This is a genomic window from Pseudoalteromonas ulvae UL12 (assembly GCF_014925405.1).
In the GTDB taxonomy this organism is placed as follows: domain Bacteria; phylum Pseudomonadota; class Gammaproteobacteria; order Enterobacterales; family Alteromonadaceae; genus Pseudoalteromonas; species Pseudoalteromonas ulvae.
On the sequence record NZ_AQHJ01000023.1, the window covers coordinates 38,099 to 52,328 of the forward strand.

Below are 14,230 nucleotides of genomic sequence, written 5' to 3' on the forward strand. Positions count from 1 at the left end.
CCATTAAATTTACTTGTATTGATTCAAATACTTAAAGAGTACGTTGGATCTCTACAGTTTCAAATACTTCAATTTGGTCGCCAACGCGAACATCATTATAGTTCTTCACGCCGATACCACATTCCATCCCGTTACGGACTTCTTGTACATCGTCTTTAAAGCGACGAAGTGATTCAAGCTCACCTTCATAAATAACAACATTATCACGAAGAACGCGAATTGGGCTGTTACGTTTGATGTTACCTTCAGTCACCATACAACCTGCAATCGCACCAATCTTAGGTGATTTAAAGACATCACGTACTTCAGCAAGACCAATGATTTCTTGTTTGAACTCTGGTGCCAACATGCCTGACATTGCTGATTTAACTTCATCGATTAGATGATAGATAACGCTGTAGTAACGTAAATCTAAGTTTTCAGTGTCAATCACTTTACGTGCAGAGGCATCAGCACGAACGTTAAAGCCAACAACGATTGCATTAGATGCAGCAGCAAGTGTTGCATCAGTTTCAGTGATACCACCTACACCGCTACCAACAATTTTCACTTTCACTTCATCAGTCGATAATTTAAGAAGTGCATCAGCAATCGCTTCAACCGAGCCTTGTACGTCCGCTTTAAGTACCACGTTCACTTCAGAAACATCACCTTCGGTCATGTTCGTAAACATGTTTTCAAGTTTCGATTTCTGTTGACGCGCTAATTTAACATCGCGGAATTTACCTTGACGATATAAGGCGACTTCACGTGCTTTACGCTCGTCTTTAACAACTGTTGCTTCATCACCTGCAGCTGGAACGCCTGATAAACCAAGTACTTCAACCGGAATAGATGGGCCAGCACTTTCAATTGGCTTACCATTTTCATCACGCATCGCACGAACACGACCATACTCAAGGCCACATAACACGATATCGCCTTGCTTAAGCGTACCGGCTTGAACCAAGATAGATGCAACTGGACCACGGCCTTTATCAAGACGCGACTCAATAACAACACCTGATGCCATGCCATCATGGTCAGCAGTTAACTCAAGTAGCTCTGCTTGCATTAAAATGGCTTCAAGTAAGTCATCAATGTTCTCACCTGTTTTTGCAGAAATATGAACAAACTGCACATCTCCACCCCAATCTTCTGGGATTACATCATGCTGTGAAAGTTCATTTTTAACGCGATCAGGATCAGACCCTTCTTTATCGATTTTATTTACAGCAACAATTAATGGGACTTCAGCCGCTTTAGCATGCTGTACCGCTTCAATTGTTTGTGGCATTACACCATCATCTGCTGCAACAACCAACACAACAATATCAGTCGCTTTTGCACCACGTGCACGCATTGATGTAAATGCTGCGTGACCTGGGGTATCAAGGAAAGTAATCATTCCTTTACCGATTTCAACATGGTACGCACCAATGTGCTGGGTGATGCCACCCGCTTCACCTGATGCTACTTTCGCTTTACGAATGTAATCAAGTGTTGATGTTTTACCATGGTCAACGTGACCCATTACTGTTACAACTGGTGCACGAGATTGTTGTTTCCCAGCATCACCACGATCAGCAAGGACGTTGAACTCTAATTCGTTCTCTTTAACTAAAACAACTTTATGGCCCATTTCTTCAGCAACAAGTTGTGCTGTTTCTTGGTCAATAACTTGGTTAATAGTAACCATGTCACCCATTTTCATCATTGTTTTTACAACTTCAGCGCCTTTCACAGCCATACGAGAAGCTAGTTCTGATACTGTGATTGTCTCACTAATACGTACTTCGCGTGTTACTTCAGCTGTTGGCTTTTGGAATCCATGTTGTAATGACGCAGGCGCTTTAAGCTTACCTTTACGTCCTTTACCACGCGGGTCAACAGCAACCGGTGCAGGCTTTTTCTTTTTACGACGACGAGCAGACTTTTCTTCTTTCATGTCTGATTCATCTTCAGCGGCACGAGCCGTCGTTGATGTCGTAAGGTGGAAATCTGAAGATTCTTCGCGTTTTTTACGCTCTTCTTCTTCTTGCTTCCAACGAGCTGAATTTTGCTCAGCTAAAATGCGCGCTTCTTCGGCAACACGTTTAGCTTCTTCTTCAAGCTTTTTACGGGTGGCTTCTTCTGCTTCACGCTGTAAACGCTCCGCCTCGAGTTTATCTTGGGCCGAACGGCCTTTATCAACTTTTTGGTTTGTCACGTTATTCTTTGCTTTCTCTTGGGCAATACGCTTTGCTTCAGCTGCTTTACGATCCGCTTCTTCTTTTGCTTTTCGTTCTGCTTCGGCTTTAGCTTTACGCTCTGCTTCTTCTTGCTTCAATTTAAGTTCAGCTTCTTTGGCTAAACGCTCCGCTTCTAGCTGTGCTTGCTCTTGTTGCTGCTGCTCTTCAATGGAGCTTTTTTTCACATACGTGCGCTTTTTGCGCACTTCAACTTGCACAGATTTACCTTTACCCGCACCGCCCACACTTAATGTGCTTTTGCTCTTGCGTTGTAAAGTCATGCGAGCCGGTTCATTTGAACCTGCTCCACCATGTTGCTTGCTTAGGTGATCCAGTAATTCGGTTTTTTCCGCATCAGTCACTTGCGAAGTGGCTGTTTTACTAATCCCTGCTTCTGAAAACTGTTGGACTAATTTATCAACCGTTGTACCTATGTCACTGGCTAGCTTATCAATGCTTACATCTGCCATCGTATTTGTTACCTCCGTCAATAAATTATTCGTCACCAAACCAGCAAATATTACGTGCAGCCATAATAAGCTCACCGGCTTTCTCTTCTGAAAGCTCTGTAATATCAACTAATTCGTCTACGCCTTGCTCAGCTAAGTCTTCAAGTGTAATAACACCTTTACTTGCTAATACAAAAGCTAAATGTCTTTCTAAACCTTCAAGGCTTAGTAAATCTTCAGCAGGCTCTGCACCTTCTAAAGATTCTTCATTTGCTAAAGCTTGTGTCGTTAACGACGCTTTAGCACGAGCACGAAGCTCTTCAACAGTCTCTTCATCTAGACCATCGATTTCTAAAAACTCAGATGTAGGCACATAAGCTACCTCTTCAAGAGTTGAAAAACCTTCGTCAATTAATAATTGAGCGAAGTCTTCATCAATATCTAAGCCTTCAGTGAATACTTTAAGAACCTTACATGATTCTTCTTCGTTCTTTTTATTCATCTCATCAACGGTCATTACGTTGAGTTCCCAGCCAGTTAATTGGCTTGCTAGACGAACATTTTGACCATTACGACCAATTGCTTGTGCAAGGTTATCTGATTCAACAGCAATATCCATTGAACGAGAATCTTCATCCATTACAATCGATGCAACTTCCGCAGGCGCCATTGCATTGATAACAAACTGTGCAGGGTTATCATCATAAAGAACGATATCAATGCGCTCACCACCTAATTCCGTAGAGACCGCTTGAACACGTGCACCACGCATTCCGACACACGCACCAACAGGGTCGATACGCTTATCGTTTGATTTAACCGCTATTTTAGCGCGAGAACCAGGATCGCGAGCTGCACCACGAATTTCTATCATCTCTTCGCCAATTTCTGGCACTTCGATGCGGAATAATTCAATGAGCATTTCTGGTTTTGAGCGGGTGACAAATAATTGCGCGCCACGAGCTTCTGGTTTAACGGCATATAACAAACCACGGATACGATCGCCTGGGCGGAAATTCTCACGTGGTAACATGTCGTCACGGTAAATTACTGCTTCAGCGTTATTACCTAAATCAAGAACGATTGCTTCACGGCTGGCTTTCTTTACTACGCCAGTGACCATTTCACCTTCTTGATCTTGATACGCTTCAACAATCAACGCACGCTCAGCTTCACGTACTTTTTGCACGATGACTTGTTTTGCTGTTTGCGTCGTGATTCGGTCAAACTTAATTGACTCGATTTGCTCTTCAATGAAATCACCTAAAACGATGTTAGGGTCATCATATTTAGCGGCTTCAATTGTAATTTCACGGTACGGGTTTTCTAACCCACCTTCACGGTCATCAACAACTTCCCAACGACGGAAAGTGTCGTATGCACCTGTTTTACGATCGATACAAACACGAACGTCAATATCACCATCGTGTTTCTTTTTTGTCGCTGTTGCTAATGCAAACTCTAATGCTTCAAATATTTTTTCTTTTGGGACTGCTTTCTCATTGGAGACAGCTTCTGCTACCAATAATATCTCTTTTGCCATGTGTAATGCCTCGCTTGCCCTATTCCTTTCGCACTCGAATTAAAATTTAGCGATAATGTTTGCTTTTTCTACATTGCTTAACATGACGAGCACGTCTTTATTATCAATGCTTAGCGTTAACATATCACCTTCAACTGTAACTAGATCGCCTTTAAAATTACGACGACCATCTTGCGGAAGCTTTGTTCTTAAGCGAATTTCTTCGCCTTGCGCTTTTGTAAAGTGTTCTGGTTTGAATAGTGGACGATCAACACCAGGAGAAGAAACTTCCAAATTATATTCATTTGTAATTGGATCTTCGACATCGAGAATCGCACTCACTTGGCGACTCACCTCGGCACAATTATCAACATTAATGCCATCAGCATGATCAATATAAATGCGCAATGTCGAGTGACGACCCGCTTGTGCGAGTTCAAGCCCTAGTAATTCGAAGCCTAACGCTTCGATTGAAGGCTCTAACATTGCAATAATATCTTGCTCGAGCTTAGTCACAAAAATCCTCCATACAAACAAAAAAAGGGCTTATAGCCCTAGAATCTTAGTTAGGTTTAGAAACAACAACGCCCCGTACCAAGCGGGGCGTCACACCTAAAACTATAACTGTGTGGCCAATGGCCTACCTGGTAAAAGGTATTGTTCTGACTAAACCAAGTCAAACGTTGACTTAAAGCTTATTGCATAAGAATATTAGCAGTAAACCTTTAAAAATAGCTGGTTGCGGGAGCCGGATTTGAACCGACGACCTTCGGGTTATGAGCCCGACGAGCTACCAGGCTGCTCCATCCCGCGTCAGAATTGCAACGATTATAATTTCACAGCAATTAATAAGCAACCTTTGCGTGTAATTAATTGGTTAAAGTCTTGTCCCCTCAACTCAATATTATGCTAAGGCAAGATTCCACTTTACAAACCACCTTATTTAAGATGAATTTATAATTGACAAATAAAGGGCTGGCCCTTCATCATTGCCGCCTATTTTAAATACTCCCCACTCATCTCAATGGAGAATTCATGCCTGTGCCATTGGCTTATTTTGCCGTCGTACTTATTTGGTCGACCACGCCTCTTGGCATTGTATGGAGTAGTACATCCGTCAGCCCCACTTTAGCGGTCTTTTTGCGTATGTTGATTGCGCTCATTTTAGGGTTAAGTATTTTACTACTTAGTCGTAGTATCCGCTTTCCATGGCATAAAGAAGCCTTGAAGCTTTATAGCTACTCCAGCATTGGCATTGTCGGCGGCATGCTTTTAAGCTATTTTGCAGCTGGATACATTACCTCAGGAATGATGTCGTTAATGTTTGGGCTCGCCCCTATATTTTCAGGTCTGCTTGCGCAGTATGTGCTAGGTGAGCCCCCATTTAGCTTTATGCGTAAAATTGCTTTAATGCTTTGTTTTATTGGCCTTGGGATCGTTTGTTTAGATAATATTTCCGTTAATAGTGACAGTCTGATCGGCTTAACCTTGATTTTAGTCGCGGTGATTTTTTTCAGTCTCAGTGGCGTCTTAGTTAAAAGCGTACAGATTACGATTCACCCACTGGCCACAACTATGGGTGCACTTAGCCTTTCAACCCCGGCGTTTTTCTTAATCTGGCTTGTCTTTGATGGCCAACTCAACATCGCACAATGGCAGTCAAAATCAGTATGGGCGATCATTTATTTAGGCGTTTTTGGTTCTTTGCTAGGGTTTTTAGCTTATTTCCATATTTTGCAAAAGCTTTCAGCCAGCACAGTTGCTTTGATTACCCTACTCACCCCAGTTATTGCGATGTCTCTTGGTGCTTGGCTCAACAATGAAACCATTACTCTCAAGCTTATTGTAGGGGCGACCCTGATTATGACAGGGCTTGCCACCTACCAATTTGGTGAAAAATGGCGCTTAAAAAAGTTCCTTAACTAAGGGCTGTGGTAGCTGCGGGTTAAATGCCGTAAGCCATTTTGCTGACTATTGCCTAGCTATTCCCTGCAAAAGCAATCACGAAAAATCAATTGCCACTAAACGTTTAACATTTTGAGCTTTGCTTCAACATCAGCAAACCTCAGCTGTTCACATGATGCAAAGCCTTCGAGCTGTCTGACTTTTAAGCGAGTAAATATAGGCGTGCTCATGCCAATTAAAAATCGTGTTTGCGCTTTAATACTCAATGATACCGAATGTGTGGACTGGCAATGACCTTTAAGCGCAGTTAATACCGAAACCAAATACTCATCTTGTGGCCAAACTTGGGGGCTTGAATACGCTAAATGGGCAACCAAACCCCGACAGACAGAACAATGCCCACATTGTTCAGGGCTGGCATAATCATCAAAATAACACGCTAGATTATGACTTAAACAGCGATCAAGTTGAAAAAAGCGCACCAATGCCGCAATGCGATTAATTTCAGAGCGCTCTTTTTGCTCAAAATACGCCGTCAGTTGTGATGCAAGCGTTTCATCTTGTAACACAGCCAGATTGACTTTATATACTTGCGTAATCCGTTTTGTTTCAAGCTCTATCGCACCTTGTTGGTGCAAATATTCGAGTGCTGCAACCACGCGAGATCTTTCTACACCCGTTTCTTGCAATAAACGTTTGAAATCTAACGTCCCCCATACTTTTTTAAAGTCGGTATAGGCTAACACTTGATTTAGAAACGCTTGTCTGGTCGGATCAAACTGCGCTAACACAACTTCTTTTGGCTGTAAGAACTTCAGCCTGAAGTCAGCGTAATACGCATATTGAGCAGTGAGCGCTCCTTTTAACTCCAACTGGACTAATAATGTTTTTAAAGCCAATAAACGAATGTTACTCGCATTTGAAAGTGTCAGCTCTTGTAGTTCCCATATCCCTTGCTCCTGCTGAGTGTGAATACTCTGGATAACAAACTCGATACTTTGACGTTCAGGCGTATCACCGTAAACAAAGTTTTCAACGGTATTTATCCCATCTAAATTTGCGAGTGTAATGCAGGTAGATGGCTGCCCGTCGCGTCCAGCCCTGCCTATTTCTTGGCTATAATTTTCAATCGATTTTGGTAGATCATAGTGAATCACAAAGCGGATATTTCCTTTATCTACCCCCATGCCAAAAGCAATCGTTGCAATGACTATCTCGATACGATCAGTCATAAAATCATGTTGAACCCGTTGACGAACTTCATCGGGCAAGCCGGCATGATAGGCGGCCGCGTTTAAACCTTGTAGGTTTAAATAATCAGCCACTTCTTGCGCCGTTTGTTGCAAGGTAACATATACAATTCCACAGCCCATTTGCTTGCCAATTAACGCTAATAAAGCAGGCTTTTTTTCCTGTTTAGTGACAGCTTGTACTGCTAAATCGAGATTAGGACGATAAAATCCGGTTTGAATGATGTCTGATTCGGCTATGCCAAAACGAGCAGCCATGTCTTTTTTGACTTTTTTTGTGGCTGTTGCGGTCAATAACAAAACTTGAGGAATACCCAGTGATTCACGATAAAAAGGGAGCTTTAAATAATCCGGACGAAAATTATGCCCCCACTCTGAAATACAATGTGCTTCATCAACGACCAATAAAGACAATGTCACTTCTGCTAAAAACTGTCTGAAACGCTCATTTTTAAACCGCTCAACCGAGACCATTAATATCTTAATTTTCCCCGTCTTCACATCAGCCATTATTTGCTTACTTTGCTCAGGTGTTAAGGTTGAGTCAAGGCTAGCTGCGGCAATCCCTTTTTGATTTAAAAAATCAAGTTGATCTCTCATTAAGGCTAATAATGGTGACACCACTAAGGTAAGATGAGGCAATTGGGTCGCCGTGAATTGATAACACAATGATTTCCCTGAACCCGTGGGGAATATCGCCAAAGCAGATCGCCCTGCTAATAAGGTATCGATGGTTTTTTGCTGACCCGTTCTAAAATGTTCAAATCCAAATAACTGCTTTAATGGGGTCGTTAAATCTGTCACTGTTACACTCCTCAATTGAACTCTTATGATAGCGCTATCGAGTGTGTTAGGTGAATCACTTCTTCAATTAATAGAGGTAATGGTCAACGACAGCTTCAATTTCAGCGTAATGTCGCAAAATAACCTGATTAAAAAGGCTCACTTGCTCAGGAGAAACCGTTTTGCGACTAAATAAAAAATAAATTGGATTATCGTGAACCGCATAAGAGGCCATTTCAAGCATCGCGTTTTGATGATGGCGCAAGTAATACCGGCCAGGCACAATATCATCAATCACAAAATCGACATGTCCTAATTCGAGCATTTTCATTCTTTGCTCTACGCTCGGTACACTGGCTATTTTGGAGTTAAAGCTGGTTTCTCGCATCAAATAAGAAAACTCTTCACCGTAATACGCGCCAAGGTTTACGACACCGACTAAATCTTGTTTCTGCAATTCATATAAACTGGAAATTTGAAATTTATCGCGATTTTTTTGGTGATGAAAAATACGCATGGCTTCGCTTCTATATGGTGAAGAAAACCAGCCTATTTTTGCTCGCTCTTCATTAAAGCTAGCTGCATTCAAAAAATCAATTTCACCACGTTTAAGTTGCAGTATGCCTCTGGCAGAAGAAGGAAGTTTCACGATTTCAAGGCAGTAATTAAGCTTTTTAAAAATGAGCCGAGTGATATCAATATCAATACCAAAATATTGATTATTGTCATGCATAAAAAAGGGCGGCCACGGCTCGCCAATACCTAACTTAAAGTGAGCTGTGCATGAGACGGGTTCCTGCGTGTTACTGATAACAGGCAGCGACAAAACTAATAGAAGTAGTAACAAGAAGCAATTTCCACGCCCTGCCCGTCGCATCATTTATTTTCTCGATTATTTACCTGTGTTTTTAAGCCTAGTTGAATATAAAAAAAGCAGCTATATAAAGCTGCTTTTTTGATTTCAATCATTGGTTTAATTTACGCTTTGCGCCACGTTGTTTTACCAGCGCTATCTTCTAAGACAACATTCAAGGCATTTAACTTGTCACGGGCTTCATCAGCTAATGCCCAATTCTTATCAGCTCGCGCTTGATTACGCTGTGCGATGAGTGCTTCGATGATCGCGACTTCATCATCATCTTGCTCCCCTTGTAAAAAGCTCTCTGGATCTTGCTGTGCAATGCCAATTACATCTGCTATTGCCTTTAATACAAATGCCAACTGCCCTGCTTTTTGTGCTTCAACATCTTTAATTCTGTTGATTTCTTTTGCGAGTTCAAAAATAACCGGTAAGGCTTCAGGTGTATTAAAATCGTCATTCATGGCCTGTCGGAATTTAGCCACATATTCATTGCTCGCCAACTCAACAGCTACAGGAGTGACACCTCGCAACGAGGTATAAATACGTTCAAGTGATGAACGAGCTTGATCTAAGTTTTCTTGTGAATAATTCAGTTGACTGCGGTAGTGACCATTAATTAAAAAGAAACGAACCGTTTCACGGTCGTATTGCTTAAGCACCTCACGTACTGTAAAAAAGTTATTCAGTGACTTAGACATTTTCTCTTTATTCACTTGCACCATGCCCGTATGGATCCAAGTATTCACATATTGTTTGCCTGATGCACAGCAAGATTGAGCAATTTCATTTTCATGATGAGGGAACTGCAAATCAGATCCGCCACCATGAATATCAAAGTGATCGCCTAAATGCTTTGAGCTCATTGCAGAACATTCGATATGCCAGCCTGGACGACCCGCTCCCCATGGCGACTCCCAACTAGGTTCTTCTGGCTTGGCTTTTTTCCACAAAACAAAATCAAGGGGATCATCTTTACCTGTGTCGACTTCAACGCGCGCACCCGCTTGTAACATTGACAAATCTTGTTGCGACAACGCGCCATAATGCTCGAACGTTGAGACGTCAAACAACACGTCACCATTGCCTGCAACATATGCATGACCTTTTTCGACCAAACGTTCAATCATGGCGATAATTTCTGGCATATGCCCTGTGACAGTCGGTTCGATTTCAACTGGTAATATGTTCAACGCAGCAAAGTCTTCATGCATCGCTTTGGTCATTCGAACAGTCAACTCATTGATCTGTTCGTTGTTTTCATTAGCTCGCTTGATAATTTTGTCATCTACATCAGTAATATTACGTACATAGGTCACGTCATAGCCTAAATGGCGAAAATAACGATTCATTACGTCAAAAGAAACATAAGTGCGACCATGACCTACATGGCAGTAATCATAAATTGTAATACCGCACACATACATGCTGACTTTGCCATCAACCATAGGTTTAAACTGTTCTTTTTGTCGTGTAAGTGTGTTGTATATCTGTAGCATTTAAAAACTATCCTTTACTCTTTTAGGTAAGCGCGCATATTAACACCTCATGCCGCGTTGCTCTATATCTTTGTGAATTACAGTTAACTAAGATAAAATACACCCCGACTTTTTATTTATCAAATAGGAATAAGCATGGTTGTTTTACACACAAACTTTGGTGACATTAAATTAGAGATGCATCAAGCAGAAGCACCAAAGACTGTTGAAAACTTTTTAAACTACGCTAACTCAGGTTTTTATGACGGCACTATATTTCACCGTGTCATCGATGGCTTTATGGTTCAAGGTGGTGGTTTTACTCCGGGCATGGATCAAAAAGAAGTCAATGATCCAATCGAAAACGAAGCTGACAATGGCCTTTCAAATAAAGTAGGGACTGTCGCAATGGCGCGTACTCCCGATCCACATTCAGCGACTGCACAGTTTTTCATTAATGTGAATAATAATGATTTCTTAAACTTCAGCAGTGCAACGTCACAAGGCTATGGCTATTGCGTGTTTGCATCCGTTGTAGAAGGAATGGATGTGGTTGAAAAGATTAAAGCTGTGAATACCGGCAGCAATGGTTTCCACCAAGATGTACCACTTGATGATGTGATCATTGAACGCGTTTCAATCGAAGCATAATCTCTGCGCGCACTGAAATCAGTGCGCCTTCCCCCACCGATAAGATCTCTAACAATGCGCAACACTCTTTTTATTTCAGATCTGCATTTGAGCGATGAACGCCCAGATATCAGCTCAGCATTTTTTTCTTTTTTAGATCAACACATCACCGCGCATACCGACGCATTGTATATTTTGGGCGACTTCTTCGAAGTATGGGTTGGAGATGATTATCATACTCCTTTAACGGATAAAGTGGCTGCTAAGCTGCATGCAATTAGCCAATCAGGAATACCCATATTTTTTGTTCACGGTAATCGCGATTTTTTAATCGGCAAACGATATGCTGAACAATGTGCAATGACATTGTTACCAGAGCAAAGTGTCATTGACCTTTATGGTGAAAAAACGGTGATTTTACACGGCGATGAAATGTGCACTGATGATCTTGAATACCAACAATTTCGTAAAAAGAGTCGTGGATGGTGGTGGCCAAAACTTATGTTGTCATTGCCATTGTGGTATCGCCAATCAGTAGCGAAAAAAGCCCGAGCCAAAAGTAAATTAAGTCAACAAGGCAAAGAAATGGCAATCCTCGATGTGACTCAGCAGGCCGTCGATGACATGTTTGCACTCTTCAATGTAAAAACAATGATCCACGGCCACACTCATCGCCCCGATGTTCACCAATGGACTGACAATAACCAAACCTATAGCCGGATTGTCTTAGGTGACTGGTATCATCAAGGTTCGTATTTAATTGTCACTAAAGAGTCAAAACAACTACTTAGCACACCTTTTAGTTAGCTGCATATTCAATCAACAATTTGAACCACATAGGTGTATTTATTAGTCTAAAATGAATGCACCACACTATAAAAAAGCTTTATTTAAAACATGCCCTTTTTCATTGCATGCAGTATTTTACTACTCAGCTTTACCGCCTACAGTAAAAGTTTTGAGGTGATAGCGATTGAATACCCACCTTATACTTCAGAAAATGAAGCGAATAACGGGTTATCCTTTGAAGCGTTAAACGAATACTTTAAACAGCAAGCGATACACTTTTCGCCCTTATTTTTACCCCCAGCTCGCGCAGCATTATACCTAAGCAGTGATCGCTGGTGTTTATCCTTTTATCCACCCATAGAACAAAAGAAATTTCCGGTATTCGACCTCGATGATTTTTCGATTAAATTAGGATTGGTTCGTAAAACCCAATTAACACCGTTTAGTTGGCAATCTTTATCTGAACTCAGTGGACGTAAAGTGGCGATGTTACGCAGTAACGAAAAACGCAGCGATTTAATCAAACAATTTCTGAATGCCAATATCGAGTTAATTAATGTAGAAAGTGTCTCTCAAGGATTACAGCTCTTAGAAAAAGAACGAGTAGACTATGTTTTCTCTGACTTTGCTGGCGGACAATACATTATGAAACAGTTAGGGTTACATTTAGCTGATTATCAATTTTCACAAACGCTTTTGCTCGAAACTAACATCAAAGTGTGGCACAACCCAAAATGCCACATTCCGAATTTACACGCTGCAATCAAGACACTATAAAGTTGGCTTGCCAGAATGGAATTTAAAATCGGTATCGTCAGAGGTAATCAGCTGCGCTTCAACCTCTGCAAAAAAAGCAATTCGTTCATCCACATTAAATCTGACTGGATCAGTTTGATTAGCAATATCTTGCGCCAGCGAAATATAATCTTGATAATGACGTGCTTCGGAACGAAGTAATGACACATAAAAACGGCCTAGCTCTTCATCTAAATAAGGGGCCAATTTAGCAAAACGCTCACACGAACGAGCTTCGATAAACGCACCTATGATTAACTTATCAATTAAGGCGGCGGGTTCGAACGTGCGTACATGCTTAATTAACGCTCCTGCATAGCGGGATGCTGCAGAAGGTTGAATAGTGATATTACGTTGCTTAATTATGTCTAACACTTGCTCAAAGTGGTGAAGCTCTTCTTTGATGAGGCGCACCATTTTATCTAAAATATCTTGATAGACTGGATTATCGGCTTGAACGGTCAACTCACCTACTAAGGTGTTTTTTCCATCAGAAAAACAGCCATCTCCAATATTACGATAAGTAAAGTCTTCGTACGGCTTTAACCAATGAAGTAATTGCTTCGCGCTTTGCTTATCAATCACATAACGCCTAATTAAAAAAGCTGCTGACTGCGCCGCTTTTAATTCACAATGCATATGATCGAGTAAAATAACATCTAAATTCTCGGCTTTTTTCGCTTCATCCACCCACTCTTGTGGTGTTTCTTCACGTAAAAATTGATATATCGGCGCCAAAAGTTCTGTGTATTTTTCTAACATGTCATCTACTGCATAAATAAATTCGCGCGTAGTGTATCACAGCCTAAACACGATCGAAGTGTAAAAAGATCTCAACTTGATGTATGTCAACATAATGATTTTTGCAATCTTGACAAAAGTTAACACTTGGTTAATACCTAAAAGGATTAGTATAAAAAAACAACACCTTCATTTAATTAGGGATAATAGGAATACACATATGATTTTAAACCACTTATGGGGCATTTATGCTCATCCAAAAGAAGAATGGCATTCAATTGACGATCGCCATGAAAGCTTTAAATATAGCCTATCACACATCTTACTGATTGCATTGATCCCCTCTGTTATGGGGTATTTCTCCGCGGTTTATTTAGGTTGGAGTATCGGTGCAGGTAAGGATATTTTCTTGACTGAATCAAGCGCGGCATTCATTGCGGTTGCCATGTACTTTGCCCTTATTGCTGGGGTATTTGCCCTTGCATATTTAGCACTTTGGATGGCACAAACATTTGGTGCTACCCCAACATATACACAGACGCTAGAGTTATCGGCTTATACCGCAACCCCTATCTTTATGGCTGGACTGTCCGCTGTTTATCCTGAACTTTGGTTCATTGTGTGCGTAGGGCTTGTCGCATTGGCCTATTCTGTTTACTTACTTTATACAGGTGTGCCAATTTTAATGCATATTCCTGAAGAACGCGGCTTTATTTATGCCAGTTCAGTGGTGACAAGTGGGCTTATTTTACTAGTCATTATCTTAGCGCTCACTGCAATGATGTGGACATCAGGCTACGCTCCTATCTTTACCTGAAT

At 41.3% G+C, this 14,230-nt stretch carries 12 protein-coding genes and 1 tRNA gene; 5 read left to right on the forward strand and 8 right to left on the reverse strand.

The annotated features are described in order from the left end of the window. Positions 1-31: 31 nt before the first annotated feature. The 4 genes from infB to PULV_RS03690 form a co-directional block, all read right to left on the reverse strand. Positions 32-2,680, reverse strand: a complete 2,649-nt coding sequence (infB, locus tag PULV_RS03675) for a translation initiation factor IF-2 (RefSeq protein ID WP_086742897.1) — start codon at positions 2,678-2,680, stop codon at positions 32-34. A gap of 25 nt (positions 2,681-2,705) precedes the next feature. Next, entirely contained in the window at positions 2,706-4,202 is a 1,497-nt protein-coding gene (gene nusA / locus PULV_RS03680; RefSeq protein ID WP_193330951.1) for a transcription termination factor NusA, read from the reverse strand. Between the two features lie 39 nt (positions 4,203-4,241). Further along, on the reverse strand, positions 4,242-4,697 hold the full coding sequence (rimP, locus tag PULV_RS03685; RefSeq protein ID WP_193330952.1) for a ribosome maturation factor RimP: 456 nt from the start codon (positions 4,695-4,697) through the stop codon (positions 4,242-4,244). A gap of 220 nt (positions 4,698-4,917) precedes the next feature. After that, positions 4,918-4,994, reverse strand: a tRNA-Met gene (locus PULV_RS03690). 222 nt (positions 4,995-5,216) lie between these two features. On the opposite strand from PULV_RS03690, the gene PULV_RS03695 reads away from it, so the two are divergent. Continuing rightward, positions 5,217-6,107, forward strand: coding sequence for a DMT family transporter (locus PULV_RS03695; RefSeq protein ID WP_193330953.1), 891 nt, complete (start codon positions 5,217-5,219; stop codon positions 6,105-6,107). Between the two features lie 95 nt (positions 6,108-6,202). On the opposite strand, the gene PULV_RS03700 is transcribed toward PULV_RS03695, so the two are convergent. The 3 genes from PULV_RS03700 to cysS all read right to left on the reverse strand — a co-directional run bounded on the left by PULV_RS03700 (position 6,203) and on the right by cysS (position 10,477). Then, a complete protein-coding gene (locus PULV_RS03700) occupies positions 6,203-8,140 on the reverse strand; it encodes a RecQ family ATP-dependent DNA helicase (RefSeq protein ID WP_193330954.1) in 1,938 nt (645 codons plus the stop codon). Positions 8,141-8,207: 67 nt separating this feature from the next. Then, positions 8,208-8,966, reverse strand: coding sequence for a substrate-binding periplasmic protein (locus PULV_RS03705; protein ID WP_176365126.1), 759 nt, complete (start codon positions 8,964-8,966; stop codon positions 8,208-8,210). A gap of 131 nt (positions 8,967-9,097) precedes the next feature. After that, a complete protein-coding gene (gene cysS, locus PULV_RS03710; protein WP_193330955.1) occupies positions 9,098-10,477 on the reverse strand; it encodes a cysteine--tRNA ligase in 1,380 nt (459 codons plus the stop codon). Between the two features lie 135 nt (positions 10,478-10,612). Between cysS and PULV_RS03715 the strand changes: the two genes are divergently transcribed. The 3 genes from PULV_RS03715 to PULV_RS03725 all read left to right on the forward strand — a co-directional run bounded on the left by PULV_RS03715 (position 10,613) and on the right by PULV_RS03725 (position 12,652). Next, positions 10,613-11,107: a peptidylprolyl isomerase gene (locus PULV_RS03715; protein ID WP_086742890.1), complete on the forward strand. Its 495-nt coding sequence runs from the start codon at positions 10,613-10,615 to the stop codon at positions 11,105-11,107. A 54-nt stretch (positions 11,108-11,161) separates the two neighbouring features. Beyond that, positions 11,162-11,893, forward strand: coding sequence for a UDP-2,3-diacylglucosamine diphosphatase (locus tag PULV_RS03720; RefSeq protein ID WP_086742889.1), 732 nt, complete (start codon positions 11,162-11,164; stop codon positions 11,891-11,893). Positions 11,894-11,983: 90 nt separating this feature from the next. After that, on the forward strand, positions 11,984-12,652 hold the full coding sequence (locus PULV_RS03725; protein ID WP_086742888.1) for a type 2 periplasmic-binding domain-containing protein: 669 nt from the start codon (positions 11,984-11,986) through the stop codon (positions 12,650-12,652). Here PULV_RS03725 and miaE read toward each other — a convergent pair. After that, on the reverse strand, positions 12,647-13,432 hold the full coding sequence (miaE, locus tag PULV_RS03730; protein ID WP_086742887.1) for a tRNA isopentenyl-2-thiomethyl-A-37 hydroxylase MiaE: 786 nt from the start codon (positions 13,430-13,432) through the stop codon (positions 12,647-12,649). The genes PULV_RS03725 and miaE overlap by 6 nt on opposite strands. A gap of 199 nt (positions 13,433-13,631) precedes the next feature. On the opposite strand from miaE, the gene PULV_RS03735 reads away from it, so the two are divergent. Then, positions 13,632-14,228 carry a Yip1 family protein gene (locus PULV_RS03735; protein WP_193330956.1) on the forward strand — a complete coding sequence of 199 codons (597 nt, stop codon included), beginning with the start codon at positions 13,632-13,634 and terminating at the stop codon, positions 14,226-14,228. Positions 14,229-14,230 lie beyond the last annotated feature (2 nt).

Bases quoted from the DNA above. Each gene is read 5' to 3' on its own strand.
- infB (WP_086742897.1), bottom strand. From the start codon at position 2,680: ATGGCAGATGTAAGCATTGATAAGCTAGCCAGTGACATAGGTACAACG.
- nusA (WP_193330951.1), bottom strand. From the start codon at position 4,202: ATGGCAAAAGAGATATTATTGGTAGCAGAAGCTGTCTCCAATGAGAAA.
- PULV_RS03695 (WP_193330953.1), top strand. From the start codon at position 5,217: ATGCCTGTGCCATTGGCTTATTTTGCCGTCGTACTTATTTGGTCGACC.
- cysS (WP_193330955.1), bottom strand. From the start codon at position 10,477: ATGCTACAGATATACAACACACTTACACGACAAAAAGAACAGTTTAAA.
- PULV_RS03715 (WP_086742890.1), top strand. From the start codon at position 10,613: ATGGTTGTTTTACACACAAACTTTGGTGACATTAAATTAGAGATGCAT.
- PULV_RS03720 (WP_086742889.1), top strand. From the start codon at position 11,162: ATGCGCAACACTCTTTTTATTTCAGATCTGCATTTGAGCGATGAACGC.
- PULV_RS03725 (WP_086742888.1), top strand. From the start codon at position 11,984: ATGCCCTTTTTCATTGCATGCAGTATTTTACTACTCAGCTTTACCGCC.
- miaE (WP_086742887.1), bottom strand. From the start codon at position 13,432: ATGTTAGAAAAATACACAGAACTTTTGGCGCCGATATATCAATTTTTA.
- PULV_RS03735 (WP_193330956.1), top strand. From the start codon at position 13,632: ATGATTTTAAACCACTTATGGGGCATTTATGCTCATCCAAAAGAAGAA.